Source organism: Providencia sp. PROV210 (assembly GCF_028479445.1).
GTDB lineage: Bacteria > Pseudomonadota > Gammaproteobacteria > Enterobacterales > Enterobacteriaceae > Providencia > Providencia rustigianii.
In genome coordinates this window covers 105,040-123,385 of the sequence record NZ_JAMPNQ010000006.1, presented here as the reverse complement: position 1 = coordinate 123,385, position 18,346 = coordinate 105,040, and the positions used below count along the sequence as shown (strand labels likewise).

Annotated in this window: 15 protein-coding genes; 4 read left to right on the top strand and 11 right to left on the bottom strand. The window is 38.4% G+C overall.

The features are described 5' to 3' along the window. Positions 1–26 precede the first annotated feature (26 nt). Positions 27–1,460 carry an anion permease gene (locus PR761_RS05865; RefSeq protein WP_006813361.1) on the top strand — a complete coding sequence of 478 codons (1,434 nt, stop codon included), beginning with the start codon at positions 27–29 and terminating at the stop codon, positions 1,458–1,460. Positions 1,461–1,547: 87 nt separating this feature from the next. Then, positions 1,548–2,603: a 4-oxalomesaconate tautomerase gene (locus tag PR761_RS05860; RefSeq protein ID WP_006813362.1), complete on the top strand. Its 1,056-nt coding sequence runs from the start codon at positions 1,548–1,550 to the stop codon at positions 2,601–2,603. 47 nt (positions 2,604–2,650) lie between these two features. Here PR761_RS05860 and PR761_RS05855 read toward each other — a convergent pair whose 3' ends face one another. The 3 genes from PR761_RS05855 to PR761_RS05845 form a co-directional block, all read right to left on the bottom strand. Continuing rightward, entirely contained in the window at positions 2,651–3,772 is a 1,122-nt protein-coding gene (locus tag PR761_RS05855) for an AAA family ATPase (protein WP_006813363.1), read from the bottom strand. Next, entirely contained in the window at positions 3,769–4,479 is a 711-nt protein-coding gene (locus PR761_RS05850; protein WP_039854425.1) for an RNA ligase family protein, read from the bottom strand. Before PR761_RS05850 ends, PR761_RS05855 begins: the two co-directional genes overlap by 4 nt. 445 nt (positions 4,480–4,924) lie before the next feature. Beyond that, positions 4,925–6,241 carry a CitMHS family transporter gene (locus PR761_RS05845; protein ID WP_039854214.1) on the bottom strand — a complete coding sequence of 439 codons (1,317 nt, stop codon included), beginning with the start codon at positions 6,239–6,241 and terminating at the stop codon, positions 4,925–4,927. 583 nt (positions 6,242–6,824) lie between these two features. Here PR761_RS05845 and PR761_RS05840 point away from each other — a divergent pair. After that, positions 6,825–7,916, top strand: a complete 1,092-nt coding sequence (locus PR761_RS05840; protein ID WP_112836565.1) for an NADH:flavin oxidoreductase/NADH oxidase — start codon at positions 6,825–6,827, stop codon at positions 7,914–7,916. A gap of 467 nt (positions 7,917–8,383) precedes the next feature. Further along, positions 8,384–8,686: a hypothetical protein gene (locus PR761_RS05835; protein WP_039854219.1), complete on the top strand. Its 303-nt coding sequence runs from the start codon at positions 8,384–8,386 to the stop codon at positions 8,684–8,686. Positions 8,687–8,849: 163 nt separating this feature from the next. On the opposite strand, the gene PR761_RS05830 is transcribed toward PR761_RS05835, so the two are convergent. From PR761_RS05830 to PR761_RS05795, 8 genes are all read right to left on the bottom strand, one after another. Then, entirely contained in the window at positions 8,850–10,058 is a 1,209-nt protein-coding gene (locus tag PR761_RS05830) for a fimbrial protein (protein WP_195848292.1), read from the bottom strand. Positions 10,059–10,068: 10 nt separating this feature from the next. After that, entirely contained in the window at positions 10,069–12,396 is a 2,328-nt protein-coding gene (locus PR761_RS05825; protein WP_272519342.1) for a fimbria/pilus outer membrane usher protein, read from the bottom strand. 154 nt (positions 12,397–12,550) lie between these two features. Continuing rightward, positions 12,551–12,751, bottom strand: a complete 201-nt coding sequence (locus PR761_RS05820; RefSeq protein WP_272519341.1) for a hypothetical protein — start codon at positions 12,749–12,751, stop codon at positions 12,551–12,553. Positions 12,752–12,754: 3 nt separating this feature from the next. Next, entirely contained in the window at positions 12,755–13,300 is a 546-nt protein-coding gene (locus PR761_RS05815) for a fimbrial biogenesis chaperone (RefSeq protein WP_230083588.1), read from the bottom strand. Positions 13,301–13,386: 86 nt separating this feature from the next. After that, positions 13,387–13,899: a fimbrial protein gene (locus tag PR761_RS05810; protein ID WP_006813373.1), complete on the bottom strand. Its 513-nt coding sequence runs from the start codon at positions 13,897–13,899 to the stop codon at positions 13,387–13,389. A gap of 104 nt (positions 13,900–14,003) precedes the next feature. After that, entirely contained in the window at positions 14,004–14,279 is a 276-nt protein-coding gene (locus PR761_RS05805; protein WP_006813374.1) for a helix-turn-helix domain-containing protein, read from the bottom strand. A 1,328-nt stretch (positions 14,280–15,607) separates the two neighbouring features. Then, the gene (locus PR761_RS05800) at positions 15,608–15,928 is read right to left on the bottom strand and encodes a hypothetical protein (RefSeq protein WP_006813375.1); all 321 of its coding nucleotides are present in this window, start codon (positions 15,926–15,928) and stop codon (positions 15,608–15,610) included. Between the two features lie 272 nt (positions 15,929–16,200). Continuing rightward, positions 16,201–17,673 (bottom strand): DASS family sodium-coupled anion symporter, encoded by a 1,473-nt coding sequence (locus PR761_RS05795; protein WP_126436720.1) that lies wholly within the window; start codon positions 17,671–17,673, stop codon positions 16,201–16,203. Positions 17,674–18,346 lie beyond the last annotated feature (673 nt).

The following is an 18,346-nucleotide window of genomic DNA, read 5'->3' as shown; positions in this document are numbered from 1 at the left end:
GTTTTATATTCTTGAAGGATTAGCCTATGCAAAAAGATAAAATATGGAAGCTATTAGTTCTTATAGCCATTCCAATAATTATAGCCTTAATACCGACGCCAGAGGGGTTACCCAGTATCGCGTGGTTATTATTTGGTTTATACCTTGCCGCTATTGTGGGTCTGGTACTCAAACCTTATTCTGAGCCCGTGATTTTATTAGCCACGATTGCAGCCAGTGCGGTTGTTATTGGTATCACAGGCACTAAAGATGTGAAAGCAGGTGAAGTACTCAGCGGTTATGCTTCGGGGACCACATGGTTAGTCTTCGCCGCATTTACCTTGAGCGCCGCATTTGTGATCACCGGTTTGGGGAAACGCCTCTCTTATATCTTGATTGGTAAATTGGGTGGAACAACATTAGGACTGGGCTATGTAACGGCGATCCTTGACCTGATTATTGCCCCTGCGACGCCATCTAATACGGCGCGAGCAGGCGGAATTGTCTTCCCAATCATCAACAGTGTGGCGGTGGCACTCGGTTCAGATCCAGAAAAAAGCCCGCGTAAAGCCGGTCACTATTTGCTAGTGAACGTGTATATGGTGACCAAAACCACCAGCTATATGTTCTTAACAGCCATGGCACCAAATGCACTGGCACTGGCAATGATGACCGATATTATGGGCATCCATTTAAGTTGGGGTGGATGGGCATTGGCCGCAGCAGTGCCAGGTTTGATTATGTTAATCCTGACACCACTGATTATCTACAAGCTGTATCCACCTGAATTGAAAAAGGTGAATAACAAAGAGATCGCAGCAAAAGGGTTAGAAGACTTAGGTCCAATGACCATGCGCGAGAAACTGCTCAGTGTCATCTTTGTTCTCGCATTATCAGGCTGGATATTTGCAGATAAAATCGGCGTTAGTGCATCAAGTGTTGCTATCGCAGTGATGGCATTGACCTTAATCCTCGGTGTAGTCACTTGGGATGATGTTCTGAAAAACAAAGGTGGCTGGAACACGCTGATTTGGTACGGTGGTATTATCGGGATGTCCGGTGTACTGACCAAAGCGGGCTTCTTCAAGTGGTTAGCAGATGTAATGAGTGAGCACCTCTCCTTTGGCGACCAAGCGATGTTAGCGTTCTTTGTCATCATGTTTATCAGTGTTGCAATTCGCTATCTGTTTGCTTCCGGCGGTGCGTATGTGGCAGCGATGGTCCCTGTATTTGCGACTGTCGGAATGGTTGCAGGTGCGCCACCAATGCTGTTAGCGCTGGGTCTGCTATTCTCCAACGCCTACGGCGGCAGCTTAACCCACTACGGAGGCGCGGCAGCTCCAATCGTCTTTGGTGCAGGTTATAACGATATTCGTTCTTGGTGGATCATTGGTGGGATTGTGGCGTTCTTAAGTTTGTTAGTCCACATGACTATCGGTCTAGGTTGGTGGGAAATCCTGATCAACATGGGTCTCATTTAATCCCCCAGCTTGTCTTAGTTAATCGATGGAGCCCATGAAAATGGCGCTCCATTTTTTAACCTTATCGATATTCAAATAGGAATCAAGATGAAACAGATCCCTTGTGTATTAATGCGCGGTGGTACTTCAAAAGGTGTATTTTTATTAGCTGACGATCTCCCAACGAATATTCAACAACGTGACGAACTCATTTTAGGTATCATGGGCTCCGGTCACCCCTTACAGATTGATGGTATTGGCGGCGGCAGCCCTCAAACCAGCAAAGTTGCGATTATCAGCCCATCCACGCATCCCGATGCTGATGTTGACTATTTATTTGCCCAAGTATCGATAACTGAACCAATTGTGGATACCGCGCCAAACTGTGGCAATATTCTGTGTGCCGTCGGCCCGTTTTCACTGGAAAAAGGATTAGTTCCCATCACTGGCGACGTCACCACGGTTCGCATTCGCAACGTCAATACCAATACGTTTATCAATGCCACCATCCAAACCCCTAATGGGAAAGTGCAGTACGAAGGTAATACCACCATTGCCAGTGTTCCCGGTCATGCCGCCCCCGTCGCGCTAACGTTTTTAAATGCGAGCGGAACTAAAACAGGAAAATTATTACCGACCGGTAATGTGATCGATGTGATTGATGGCGTTGAGGTCACTTGTCTTGATATGGCTACGCCAGTTGTGCTGATTGATGCTTCTCAGCTCAACAAAACTGGCTATGAAACGGCTGACCAATTAGAGCATGATTTAGAATTTATGCAGCGACTAGAAACTATTCGACTGTTAGCGGGTGAAGCCATAGGGCTCGGCGATGTGACCCACAAAGTGATCCCTAAACCGATTTTAGTCTCCCCAGCACTTCATGGGGGCACGATTAATGTACGTTATTTTATGCCTCATAAATGCCATGGCGCTTTAGCCGTGACGGGCGCAATTGCCATTGCTACAGGCGCAATATTACCGGGAACGGTGATTGAACCTTACCTTCACGGTGCTGTGGATATGCAGAAAATTGCAATTGAGCATTTGAGCGGCAAATTTGAGGTTGCGCTACATAATCAAACCAATGCGCCTGAAGGGCTACAAGCGTCAATTATTCGTACCGCTAGAAAATTATTTGAAGGAAATGTCTTTGTGCCTTGATGGCAAGAAACATTCCTGCCTCAAACATTGAGGCAGGAATGTGGTGCTTATTTCAAAAATTCGCCGTTAATAAAATAGGAAACCTGATGAGCTTCATCGGGGGTCGGTATTTCCAGTTTCCTCGACATTCTTTCCAGCACATTATCAGGTACTACATGTTTACGCTGGCGATTTTGTTGCTGCCACTGTTTGCAAGGAACCTCGAGATAAATCAGATGGATTTTCGCTTGGTAACGAGCAAATAAGCTGATCAAGCTTTCTCGCAAAGAACCATTCAGTGAAGTCGCATTCCAGATGAAATTTTGCTTATTTCGTAGGTACACTTTTGCCTGTTCTTTGGCTTGCTGCGCCACCCAACCTTGGGCATTACGATCCGCTGGGTCAATGTTATGCTCACGGCGAATATTGTCGAGGCTCACCACTGCCGTCTGCGGGTAGAATCGTTGGATAAAGTGATCTTTCCCCATTCCCGGTAAACCACACAACATAATGACCTCGCTACCGTCCTCATCAAAAGGCTGGTAATCCGGTGTTCCACGCTGAGTATGGAAATAGTGAAAACGTCCTGCCAGTGAAGCAAACTGTTTCGGTTGGTTCCAACATTCATGTTCACGACAAAATAGCTCAAACAGCTCAATTCGTGTGAGTAAATCCGTTTGATCTTCACAAACCCGCCCAAGTGCATCGGCGTTCGCCAGCATGCATAACAGAGACATATCCACCCGCAGCGAGGCGGCATATAACGCACGCTCAGGATCTGGCTTTTCCATTAACCATAAGGGTAAACCGTGAAAACGGACTAATGCCGCAATTTGCTCGCGAATAGCAAACGGCGTGTCCACACTGCGAAATAGAATATTTCGGGCAGAAAGCTCCCCTTTTCTCGCGTGTCCGGGAGAGATAATTCGCCCCTCTTCTTCACGCGTGGTGCTGCGCTTTTCCACGTCATGAAGTAGTGCCGCAGTCCACACAATCTGTTGTTGCTGCTCAGGTAGCCGCTGGTATTCCGGCAAGCCTTCTAATGCCGCCAGTACCATTTGGGTATGAATAGCCACATTGCCCTCAGCGTGATGCCGAGAATCTTGTGGTACAGCGGCCATATCCCGTACAAATTCAAATTGCTTTTCCAACTGTGACCATTCGCGATTTTGCGTTAGTTGCCAATTCATCGGGCACCCCCTTGTCGTTCAAATGCCAGTAGCGCTCGCTGCCAATTTCGCTTCCAGTGAATGTCCGTTTTGACATGATTTTTACGCACATATTTGAAAATATGCTGCATAAAGTCATCCACATGAAAGCCTTGGCTATCTCGGGTCACGATGCCTTCCATACTGCACGCTTTTCCCGTATGGGTGTCCCGTGCAATGAAGTGGCTATCGGCAGATGCCGCGGTCATTAACGCGTCACGGTATTGTTGCGGTGATAGGGATTTATCAATCTCAAGATTAAGCTGTGGCACAGTGGGGAAATCAAACAGAGAAGCATAAAATTTCACCTCTTCCCAGCTTAGCCAATAGTCTCCTTGCCTCACCGCAAACACATAAAAGTAATCTTCGATATGTTGATATTCAATCGAATGAACCGCATATAAATTTTCACCGAACAGTTCAATATCCCCAAGATCGTCTTTAATTAATTGCCAACGTTGACGAATCTGTTGAGTCCATGCGGATTGTGTTGGCGCGCCATGGGAACGAGCAAACACGCCGTAGCGGCTCAAGCAGTTATTTTCACCATCGAGTTTTTCGGTATGAACTAATTGTTCAATATTTTGGATGTGCGCCCACCAATCGCTATTAATACGATCGTCGCTGGTGGTGCCCGGGGAGAACGGATAGTGATACGTTCTACCATACTTCCTTGATTGCATATTCATCATGCTTTCTCTACAGAAATAACAAAACACAACAAATCTTGAGCAAGATTTGCCTCTGTGAAAATTGAGAAATCAAGAGTTGGTATTACATATCTGTTCCGCGAGACGGCCTCATTAAAAAGTGTTTTTACTATAAAAACAATAAGAAATAATCAGTACGCGGGGATTCTAAACTAACAGTCAAGACAAAAGCCACCGATATAGTCCTAATTATGTAAAAAAACATGTTCCACTTAGCAACTATTTTTATTCTCGATATTTCATTCAGTTTTAAAATTTTTAATTGTTTTTGATTTTGACTTTTCAACTTCCAAACATTGGCTCTATGGATTTTGTGCTGTAGTAAGGCGACAAGTGCTGCTAATCCCTAGGAGCATACATAAGTATGTGACTAGGGTTAGTAAGCGCAGTTAACGCAGCTACAGTGCAAAAGACGACGAGCAGATCAATAAAGACCTAAAAGCCCCCCAATACCTAGAGTAAAAAAGCTAAATAGCCAAATCCACCCGAACGAATAACGCAAATGCCGTCCCATATCAATGCCCGCTAAGCCCATCGCCAACCATGCAGCCGGAGAAAATGGACTCACAAACGTCCCTGCGTTATTACCAATCGCCATCGCGTAGACCACTGCTGATGGGTCAATCCCTGCTGTTCCCGCAATTTGTTGAATAATTGGTAACAGTGCAAAATAATACGCATCAGTACTGGTGAAGATATCCATCGGTACACCGAGGATACCCACAAATATATGAATTTTTGATACCCATTCTGTTGGCAGGATCGCAGTTAAATCAACAGCAATAGATTTCAACATTCCGCCGTCAGACAAAATACCAAGAAATGCTCCAGCAGCTAAAATAATCGCCACCATTCCTAATGCCTGTGGGGCATGCTGAGAAATCACTTTCATTTGGTCTTTCGGATTTGGGAAGTTAATCAGTAACGCTAAGGATAATGCAATCATAAAGACATAAGGGGCGGACAGCAGACCAAATGCCAAGCAAATAATGGAGATTAAGATCAATCCGCCATTAATCCACGGCTTCTTAGGTTTGTTAATCGTTTCAACGACATCGTCCATTTGTTCTTCTGCCGTCAGCAGTGAATCCATTTGGTATGGAGTCGTACCTTGTAATTCAGCAGCAGCAATACGGCGTTTTTCACGCATTCCCATAATGACAGCAAACACCACTGCGCCGACCATACCAATTAATTGAACAGGAATGAGTCCTTGCCATAGTGTAGACGCATCGATACCCGTCACCGCAGAAGCTCGACCTAAAGGGCCACCCCATGGAACCATATTCATAATCCCCATACTGGTACACATTAATAACAGCATCAGGTAGGGACTCATTCCCAATTGGCGGTATAACGGTAACAATGCAGGAATGATGATTAAGAAAGTCGCCGCGCCAGAGCCATCTAAGTGGACAACCCCCGCAATCAGGGTGGTCATAATGCAGACCACAATCACGTTACCGCGTGTCATTTTGACCATTGCGCGGATCAGTGGATCAAAAATATGTAAATCTTTCATCAAGCTAAAGAATAAAATAGCGAACAAAAACATGGCCGCAACTTTAGAGACTTTATGAATCCCGCTTTCAAAGAACACAGAAATTTCAGCGATTGAATACCCTGCTAGCAAGGCTCCAATAAAAGGGATACAGGACATTGCAATAATCGGGCTTGCTTTCCCCATCATCAATAAAGTGACTATCGATACGATGATTAAAATACCAATAATTGTTAACACATTTATCTTCCTTCTTAGAATTATATTTTTTGCAGGTGAAAATACTCAGTAAAATAATTTCATTAAACTTTTAAATTATTAATAGTATTAAAGTATCAATTTATTAAACTGGTTATCGGTAACTTATTGCTTATATAAACCCCGCTATTTTCTTGCAAGTTAAAATTTGTTTTTTTGCGGTGATAAATGTGATTTTAAATTTACTAAAACCATTTTTAATATAAAAAATCAGGTAAAGATTCTATTAGCACCATTAAAACCATTAATGGGAATTAACGTTTTTTATTGTTGAAATAAATAATCTTCTGGGCTAAACCACTGGTCTTTACGCGGTTATCGTACGGTATAAAACCATGATTGAGCTCATTGATAGAATCGAAAATAATCAATGTGGTCATGTTCAAGCAGAAATTTATACTTTTTGTCTTTTTTTTCAAATATTTCTCTATTGTGGTGCTTTTTTATCTCATAGCGTGTGAAAAAATATCTATTGGATATACGTAATTCCCGCTTTATCACAAGAAAAATAGATGCAATCTTTTATACTGTGAACATAATTTTCATAATGTATAAGGAATAAATAATGAGTCATTTGTTTTCTCCTGCAACAATCGGTTCCGTACATTTAAACAACCGCATTATTATCCCTCCGATGTGCCAATACTCTGCTAATGATGGAGTGGTGAGCCCATGGCATCATGCCCATTATATGAATCTTGCCTTATCTGGGGCTGCCTTAGTCATTGTTGAAGCAAGCGCGGTCACTCCATCAGGTCGTATCACCTATAAGGATTTAGGGATCTGGAACGAAAGCCAGATGCAAGCATTTAAGAAAATGTTGGCAGAGATTAGACCGTTTGCGAATGCACGCTTTGGTATCCAAATCGCCCATGCGGGTAGGAAAGCCGCTTGTGATTTACCTTGGCTAGGCGGTAATAATTTACCCGCTAACCATGAACATGGCTGGCAAACAGTTGCCCCCTCCGCACAACCCTTTGCTGATAGCTTCCCGCCAAAAGCATTAACGAAAGATGAGATCCTTGAGATTAAGCGGCAGTTTGTGGATGCAGCCAAACGAGCAGAACAAGCGGGTTTTGATGTCATTGAAATTCATGCAGCGCACGGCTATTTACTCCATTCTTTCTTGTCCCCTAACTCAAACCTTCGCCAAGATGAATATGGTGGCAGCTTTGCTAACCGCTCCCGCTTATTAGTAGAAACGTTTAAGGAAATTCGTGAAGCGGTTAGCCCAGATATCGCGGTAGGTGTCAGAATATCTGCAACAGATTGGATTGAAGGCGGATGGGATTTAACGGAGTCCATTGAGTTAACACAAATTCTCGAGGAACTGGGCAGCAGCTATATCCACGTTTCTTCTGGTGGGTTATCCGATAAACAGCAAATCCCAGTGGGTCCCAACTATCAAGTTCCATTAGCTCAAGAAATTCATAACCAAACTCAGCTCCCTGTGATTGCCGTTGGCTTAATTACGGAACCGCTGCAAGCAGAGGCAATTTTAGCCACGGGACAGGCTGATTTCATTGCTATCGGTCGAGGGATCCTTTATGAACCTCGTTGGCCATGGCGTGCTGCCAGTGTATTGAATGAACAAATTTCGGTCGCACCACAATATTTGCGCTGTGCTCCACATCAGTTCAAACATTTGTTTAAATAAAAAATAAAGCCTCGACATTACAGAAATATTTGTCAATTAAGCTTTGAGAGTGGTCGTAGCGCATAGCGTTACGGCCTTTTTATTTATCCTCTGTAAATAATATTTTTCGGTAATACAAAACCCAATCAATTGATATTTAATATTATTTAAATTTTATTATCCTTAAAAAACTCTTATCTCACCCATTAAATATCAATAACACTCAATTGGGCTTTTCATTCTAACAATAGCCCAAATTCATTATGACTATTAGCAATGATTGGTTAATCATTATCGAATCTATCTAAATATTAAATATCGATATAATTATTTATATTTCATATTAATACGAGATAAAACATAAGAGAAATATCTTTTAGTGTGTATATATTATATTTATTACTCGTAATTAGACTAAACTTAATCATGGTGCATTTACTCGTATTGAGTGTTAAATGCGCAGTTCTAGTTCAACTAGGAGGTAGCTCATGAAACGTTTATCCTTACTTGTAACTATGATTATTGTACTCATTTCTGGTTTATCTTTTGCTAATGCTGCCACAAACTATATAGGTGGCGGTACGATTACATTTGTTGGTTATATCGTTGAACCACAATGTAAAGTTCAAGTGTCCAATACCGAACGAGTTAACTTTGAGTGCTATCGTAATGGTAAAAATCTCACGAAAACAAGCTCGTTAAAAGAGGCAAAAAAACTTAGCTTAAGTTATGTAAAAGTAAAATATAGCCAATACAAAAATAAGCCAATGTTAAATATTACTTATAATTAAAATCATATTATCAATGTGAAAATGCGAAAGGGTTAGCCAAACTTTGGCTAACCCTTTCGGTTTTATTATAAGTATATCGGCTCCCAGCAGCTAATTCGCTTGTCACCTAACTACCTTTAAACTATTCAAAGTTATATGAAATCTATACCAATAAAATAAAAAATTAATTTTTATTTAGCATAAATGTCACTTTAGATCGAACAACCCCCGGAGCGATAGGCTCATTACCGTATGGGACAATCCGAGCAGATAGATTAACATCGACTGAAGATGTTGGTCCCCCTGACGCTGGAATCGGTAATGACTGCCAATTATTCACGCTCGAAATAACACCGCCGGTTGCAGGAAGATTCAACAGTGGTATTTTACTCTGAGCTGAATTCAAAATTTCAATAGCAACGCCCTTTGCTGTTGAGCCCATATTAGGGTCAAGTAATAATACATCAGTTACATTTTTACTTATATTTTCCATTCCAGGGGCAAGACCATATTGAATCCCCGTAGAGCCTGAGTCACATTTTACCGTAACAGAAAAATTAACTAGAGATGAAGGTAATGCATTTTGAGAATGTGTTCCTAATGATACGTTTGCATCATTCCTTTCTACATTACATGAGTTAATTGCAGTGGTACTCACGCCACGTAGCCCAACCCTGAAAAATGATCCAATGGTATGAGGCTCTCCATTTCCACCATTCGAAACCATAGTATTATTAACACCAGGGCCTCTAAAAAATATAAATCCTTTAAGCTGCTGAGGTATTACTGGATTAAAATTACTTGCGGTCACAGCTATACCAGAACGGATTTGACTATTCGTAAAACCAGAAAAATGTTTTCCTTTTATTATAATAAAGTTGGAATTCGTTGGGTCAACCTCATATGCCATTCTTTTTGTCCAATTCGGCTCATTACCAAATGCATTCCCCACATTAATACCGTTTCCTAAAAAGAATTCATAATCCACACCGGAAACAGGAGTTCGAGGAGAAACCGCACCCACGACCCAAATTGCCCAATAGGTAATTCCATTTACTATTTGAGCAGAAGCCAGATGTGCATTATCTGCTCTAAATAAATAATAACCTTCAAAAATTTGGTTAGCATCAGCAGCATTACAACGAAATAATACCGTTTCTGGATTCAGTCCGTTAGAGATAGACAGTTGTGTCCCAGACATATAAGAAAGACTTAATGGCGTTCCTTTTGGTTGAAATTGTAATCCATAGATAGCGATTGGATCAATAGGCCCAAGGTAAGTGACAGGGGCACGGTTAATTCCAGTACCAACAACAGAACATAGTGCATTAGCTAAGAATGATGAAAACATCAAACTTAGAAATATAGCTAGTTTGATTTTATGATTAATCAAAATTAATTCCTCAGTAAAAATAACACGTGGATTCTGAGATCGTATTGTTGTTAGTAAAATTATAATTAAACTTACAACGTTGATTATTTTCATCACCCCATTTAACAAAAACAGTACCGGCTTCAAGCTGTGATATAAAATGAACTAATCCACCTTGACCAACCAAGCCAATCTTATTATTACTTTCATCATAAATATCCGCACCAAATGGAACTGACTTTTTATCTTGTAGCATAATACGGTAGGTAATATTATTTCCTTTCTCTGTTTTAAATTTCACTAATACTGCAGAGCCAGCATAAGGAGCGACCTTAACCATATTATTAGCAATTTCAATATCTGAATTCATATTTTCAGAATCTAGATAAAGAGTATTATATTGATAAGGCATAAGTGAAGGAACAACTGCCTGACCATTTTTATTAAGAATAATATTATTCCAAGATGAAACTGAAGCACCCTCTACTTTATCGGCTTCAATAATCGCAAACGTGTCACTTAAGTAACGAGAAGGAATAATACCTCCTTCATAAATAACCAAAGCGCCATTTGCTCCAGCTGAAAGTGATTTAAAATCTCTCCCTTGAGAATAACCCCCATTAACAGAAGCCGATGAAAAATCTTTTTGAATATTTCCTGAGAAGCTACTTCTTGATTGCCCAATGTCACTGGCGGTTACGTTCCAAGATATAGAATTATCTTCCCCAAAAGAGCTACTGATACTGGTATTATTTGCCCATCGATTATCATTGTCAGAACGCGTAATGGAACTACTCATTACAGTATTTTGCTCTGGATACCATAATGAGAATGGAACTGACACATTAAACATATAATTATTGTCGCCATTTTGCTCACCATTACGGTACATTTTTATATAAGTAAAGCTATATCCAATACCTTTAAAACTATTCATATAACCCGATTGCAATTGCTTGGTATCAGGTAAATTATCGCGCCAAGTTTGTAATGACCCACTCGCATAAATCGTACCATAATCAGCTAAATTTTGATTGATGGTTAAAGTATATTGAGAACGCCTTGGATTAATTGAATCCCCGTTAAATAAATAATTATCACGGTAAGAACTTGCCTCATATAAATTTAAATAATTTTGCGACTCATAACGATATCCAGCTAGTGCAATATTAGTTCCTGTGGCATTAATGTCTTTATTCCACGTTACCCTTGCTCGAGTACCACTATAGGTTTTATCATTATTAAGCTCAGCTTTAGAACTTGCCATATCAAAACTAAATGCACCAATATCAGTATTTACCGCAAAACCTAATAACCCTGACTGATATTTATTTGAATATTGCAATCCCACAAAAGGTGTTACGATATTACTCAATCCATATTGCAATGTGGATTGAACAAAAAAATCTGAAGAGACATTATCTCCCCGAACTTTACCGCTCACAATACTGTAATCAATTTGTCCCGGTCGTAATAAACCAGGTATCGTTGCAAATGGTACAATAAATGAAGAAACACTACCGCTTGCTTCAGTGACCTCAACCGTTAAATCACCACCATACCCTGTTGCATAAAGATCATTAATAACAAATTCACCCGGTGAAACGTTAGTTTCATAAATAACAAAACCATTTTGTATCACCCGCACCCGCGCATTACTGTTTGCAACACCACGTACAGTTGGTGCAAACCCTTGCATAGATTGGGGACGCATACGATTATCAGTCGCTAACTCTGCACCAGTATAAGAAAAACTGTCGAAAAGATTCCCATTCGTAAACGATTGACCAAGTGTTAATTCACTTTCAATTTGAGGAATCGCTCTTTGAACATAAGTTCGAATGCTTTCATGCTCAAATTTATTATCTTGATTATATTGTAAGTTAGATTGATGACGAAAACGAAATAGCCCAAGATTAAGTCCAGCAGATATATTTCCATAAGCTGAATGAGTATTTTCACCATGACTACGACTACTATATCCATTAAGATAGTAATTCATAAAAAATGCTGGAATGCCTTCATTCAGAGCATTAATTGGTACCGATCCCCTAGCATAATGCTCTACCATTATTTGAGGAATTAAAATATCCAATCTTAATATATCTTGCTTTAAACTAATATCTACATCTTTTGATAAAGTATATAGATTTTCACATTCCCCACCAGATGTAATTAAACTCAAATACTCAGGTTTAATATTAAAACTAGCCACATCATCTTTTGTTAAACAAGGAACGACCTTTCCTTTATCATTTTTATAAAATTTTACTTCTCTATTGTAGATAAATTCATTATTTAAATACAAGTCTACAAACCAGTTACCTGGTGTAACTTGATCTTCACTTAAATTATCTATTGATATATCTTTAGCATTGCCGAGTAAAAAGCCTTCATTATAAGAGTATTTTTTTCATTTTGATTTTCTTCAACAGCGAATGATACTCTAGAATATGCTAACGATAAAGAAATGAGTATAAAAACCAATTTTATTTTCATAGTAATACCATTTATTATAGATTTGATTCAAATGAATCTAAACCACCATAATCATTAATTATTGAGTAGTTGATTTTCTTGGCATTAATAAAATCATTTGGTATTGCAGTACCATTATCTCGCATCAAGTAAATCTCAGAGAATGGTGCAACCATATTTTCTACTAAGTCTAACTTTTTATTGCCTAATGAAAGTTCTACATTCTGGAAAGTAATATACTAGGGAGAGTTATTTTTAACTAAAACCTCATTCCCCTTATTTGTTCTCTTTATTGAGAAAGACAATTTTTCATTTATTTGAGATGGCATTTTAATACCAATTGGTCTATACAATAATTTTATTCTTGAACGAATTGCAATTTGCATAGTGTTTTTATCCAAAGATACGGAGTCTTCACTCTCTGGTGGTATTTCCAATACATTTAAATAAAAAATAGATTCTTTATCTTTAGGTAAATTACTACCCAAATAGGTTATTCTTAAATTCTGACCAGAATCTGGAGACATTTTAAATATAGGAGGAGTGATAGAAAATGGTGTTTTAATATTTTCAGGAAGCTCACTTGGGTCACCATTATCTAACCAAACCTGAACTAATGCTGGCCATTTATTTTCATTAACCAACTGCACTGTTTTACTTTTTGAACTCTCATTGTAGATAACACGAGTTCCATTAATAATAACGCTGGCATAAAGTGACGTTGATATCATAAACAATGATGTAAATAGAACTATTTTATTGATTATAGGTATCCGAGTTATCATAGTGACCTAACCTTGTATTTATAGCAGTATTTGAATATTTTTATCGAATCTGTCAGAGGAATTGCTCCCTCTGACAGTCTTACTTATTATGGATACGTCAAGGTATAGTTAACTTGTGCAGTCACAAGACCCGGAGCGGTAACTGCATCTTTTGCATAATAGAATGCTTGATATGCTAATGTCGCAGCACCACCAACAATCGGTTGTCTACCGACTGGTGCACCATTAACCTTAGCCAAGTTACCTGCTTGGTCAGCCAAACCGATTTGTACGTTAGCTGGGGCAGTTGTTGGATTAAGATTACCAGTAACAGCATCTCCACTTGTTAAACTTTCGAAGTTTGCTGCCACATCTACGCCGCTAGCGGTACAGTTAGCTAACTCAATGACAAATGAGGTATTTCCTGCTGTAGCACCAGCACTAGCAAGTGCTGTCGTTGATACTGTTGGCAGAGTAACGGTGAAATCACCGTTCGTACCAGTTATCACATCACACGTTGTTGCAGTAATTTCACCATTAAACGTAATTGTCCCATCTGCTGCCAATACGGAAGCTGAAACTGAAGACGCCATTAATAAAACTAAAAGAGATTTTTTCATATTTGACCTTTGTAAGATAAAACAATTCCTATCCTTTATTATTAAAATAAGGATGATTAACTACATAAAAGAAGATTAAGTCCCTTTAATACTACTATCCTGAATTAGATAACTACTGTATTTGCAACAAATATACTTTTATCGTAGATGGTCTTATCATAATCCGATAATAAGACTACGATGCTCACATTAAATGCATTCGCAAATTTAGCTAATGATTCAACATCAATTCTATTTACTCCCCGTTCATATCGAGAGATTTGTTGCTGACTGATTCCTGTTACTTTTCCTAAAGCATCACCGCTCCAACCATTTTGTAGTCTGAGTGATTTAATTCTTTGACCTATTGACAATGAGTATTTATATCTTTCATTTTCCATATTGGGTACCTCTGAACTTATTATTCATACTTTGAATCAGAATAGTTCATGTTCAATATATTACGCACCTAGTATTTAAAAACAAATAAGCCCACTCATTCGCGAGTAGGAAAAACATTTAATTATATTGAGCGCACAATCAATAAGAATAAAAAAACAATTTCAATAAAAACATAATGTTATTAATGGCAAGTAAGATAGAATTAACCGCTAAATATGTAAATCATATAGTGATAAAGAAGATTATAAAACTGACTTAGATTGAAAAATCGACATTAACACCAAAAAAATCATTTTATACTTTAATATATATTATTTAATCTACATTTTTAGACTACCACTATTGAAATAAATATATCGAGTGATATTTTATAAAAACAATTCAGTCAAAAAATAACAATCATTTTTCGTCAAACAATATAAATAAAAAAATTAAATTAAACCTATAAGGTGTAAAAACAATAAATATACAAACAAAAATATACAAATATTGTTTTGATATACAATGATTCATCTGAAAACTTATTTAACACCGATAATAAAAAATCTATTTTGGATGATTATTTTGTGACGCCTTAAAGGTCAATTATCATTTAACCATTAAAAATAAAAGTTTAAAAAACAACATTTAACCTTAATTATTACTTTAATATTTACAATAATAATTACATTCGTTCTAAGTTTAAGCTTTCATTTATCTAAAAATAAAATTATTAATATTAAATCAATAATTAAATTGTCACTTTTAATTTTAAATTAATATAGTCTTTTGGGTTGTTTTTCTTTTAAATCAATTTAATAAATAGAAGAGTCAACATTATCAGTTTAAATTTACTTTACTCTTTATTGTGAATATAACTCAACAAATGCAGCTTATCCTATCCGCGGTGTCAGTAAATATCAGCATCTTACTTCATCAGTTGTGCTACAGGAGCCGTCTGATAATTGCTCGTCAGTGATCATTCAACTCTGTGCCATCAGCGTAAATTTGTTCCAGCCCAGCAGGGCTATTTTCTAATCCGAGTAAGTTTGTTTTCTCTAAAATGGTTTTTATAACATAGGAACTAAAATATCGGCGTAGCTAACCTACTGACTGAGAACACAAAAGGAATAACTAATAGAAGAATATCGATATGGGAAAGGAGAGCAAAAAAGCGAGGTGTATTTATCTGAAGCCTAGTTTTGAATTATCTCAAGAATCTGGCTATGTAGCATAAAAAAATCCGTAATCGTAGTAGATTACGGATCTTACACAGCGACCAAATTAGTCAATAACGCTTAACTGTTCAGAAGTGCTGTGCTTAGTTTTATTTCATAAGCGTATTCAATTAACGTGCGCTCGTTGCACACTCTTGAACAAATCCAATCATCGTTTGTTGGAATTCAGGCGCTGCACTTGCTGATTTTTGTAATTCACCATCTAAACGTTTGAATTCTGCTAAACCATATTTTTCAATTGTTTTATCATATGCACAACCACAAATTGCACTGACTGCTTTAGTGGTTTCTGCATCTGAATCGCCAGATGCCTTGGTACAAGTATTCACGAAGTTAGTTTTATATTCAGCAATTTCAGACTTTTCATCCGAACATGCAGACACTAATGCCATAACACCAGCCATACCTAATACTAATGCGATTTTTTTCATTTTAGACCTACTATCCCTTTCTAATATTTCAATCGATGGACTTCTTAATATTGATTAATCTTTCAATCATAGCCGCTTTAAGATGAAAAATCCTCAATCATTTCCTGACATTATTATTTAGAACTTCACAATACCTTATATTTTTTAGGTCGATGTTTTATTTTTTTCATCTCTAAGAAATATAATTTCATTGATAATCCAAAGACGATAAAAAACCGGAGTTTTATTCCGGTTTTTGATTGATGCTGATATTCAATGGCTAACTAAACTCATTACCAGTAACCAAGGAATTTCCACCAAATACTCCCTAAGCTGATCCAGATAATTAAGTTCACGACACTCATCACAAAGCCCGCTTTCCACCATTCACCCAATGTGGCATATCCGGACCCAAAGATAATAGGCGCGGTTCCTGTCCCATAGTGAGTTAATGACATCATTAAGGAAGAAGAGAATGCTAGGGTAAGTCCCAGCAGCATTGGCGGAGCACCAAGAGCCAAGCCAGCGGCAAAGAATGCGGCAAACATTGCGGTAATATGCGCGGTTGTACTAGCAAAGAAATAGTGGGAATAAACGTATATTAATACCAGAATTAAGGTTCCCCAGACCCAACTAATACCCATGCTGTCGATGGAGCTACCGACGGTGAGTGACATCCACTTGATTAAACCTAATTTACCCAAGAAGCTCGCCATCATCACCAGCGCCGAGAACCAAACAACCGTATCCCATGCGCCTTTATTCTTCAGAATATCATCCCAGTTAACCACTCCCGTTGCGAGCAACACACTTAAACCGATAAACGCAGCAGTAGTCGCATTTACACTAAAAGACGGTCCAAATAACATTTCAGGAACCCCTGCCCACATCACCAGCAAGAGTGCAAACACACCAAGGGTAATTTTTTCCGGCAACGAAATCGGGCCTAATTGTTGTAAGCGCTCCTTCGCGAAATTAGGTGCATCAGGTGTAGACGTGATTTCAGGTTTATACATAAAATAGATTACTAAAGGCATCAGGATCAGAGACACTATTGCCGGAACAAACGCGGCAACCGCCCACATTCCCCAGCTCAGTTCATTTCCTTTACCCGCCTCACTCACAATTAAACTAACAATCAATGGGTTTGGCGCCGTCGCAGTAATAAACATCGCAGACGTGATTGGGTTAATATTGTAGTTAACCAAAGAAAGGTAGCGTCCAATTTTTCCTGCGGTTCCATCTTCGGCTTTAGAGCCGAAGCTATCCGCGATTGAGCGCATAATCGGGTGAATAATTCCGCCACCTCGAGCCGTATTACTTGGCGTAACAGGCGCTAAAATAGTTTCGGCAATCGCCAAAGAGTAAGCAATCCCCAACGTTTTTTTACCAAACAGGGAAATAACGTAATAACCGATACGCGCACCTAATCCCGTTTTATTTAAACTCATTGATACCATAATGGATATACCAATCAACCAGATAAGGTCATTGGAAAAACCACTTAATGCATCAGCAATAGCCCCTTTTGTTGATTCTGGGTTAGTGACCCCAGTAACCGCTACCAAGGAAATCGCGACAATTGATACCCCACCAATTGGTAGAGCTTTACCTATGATTGCAGCTATGGTTCCGACAAATAATGCTAATAAATGCCAAGCATTTGGATTAACACCTTCAGGAACAGGAATAATGAACCAAATAATTAATGCTATGGCGACTGCGATTAATGTGGGTATCGGTTTTAACGGGGTCAGTTTATTCATAAGGGTATCCATACAAGTTTTAAGATGGAATGACAGAGAAAATGCAATAATATATTTTTATCTTTAGCTCGATGTTAGCAAATTATCATTATAAAAACTTGATCGTTATCATTTCGTTACTTATTTTTGCTGTATAATCAGTAAATTATGTAACATTTTATGATTTTAAATTACAATTGCTCATCGACTTGCGCATAATAAAAAAAGCAAGCCACACTAAAAACCAGTCATTATTTCACCTAACCACGCCACTTTCTCATCCATCAGATAAAAGCGAATAAATATTAATACTATTTTTAAAATCTCTATCAATATACAAAATTTCCGCTAAAAATTATATTTACTTATCTAAAACTGAATGCTGAATCGAATTAATAACAATTAGTTGAATATAGCAAGAATGCCCCTTGTAACTGGAGACTATTTAGTTTATTTGAAGCGCTATTATATTACTGGTATGTTTACTTACGAAACACATTTGCTCACCAAACGGGCAATTGTAAAGCAATGGTTAAAAAAACATTGCAGTTAGGTGAATTAGTTTCTGAGGATGATAATGGTGAAAATAATAATCAGCCATATATTAATATCACTATTTCCTATTTTAACCCTTGTCCATTAAGTTAATCTAAAATATGTATGGCAGTTTATCGAAATAAGACTATCACTCTAA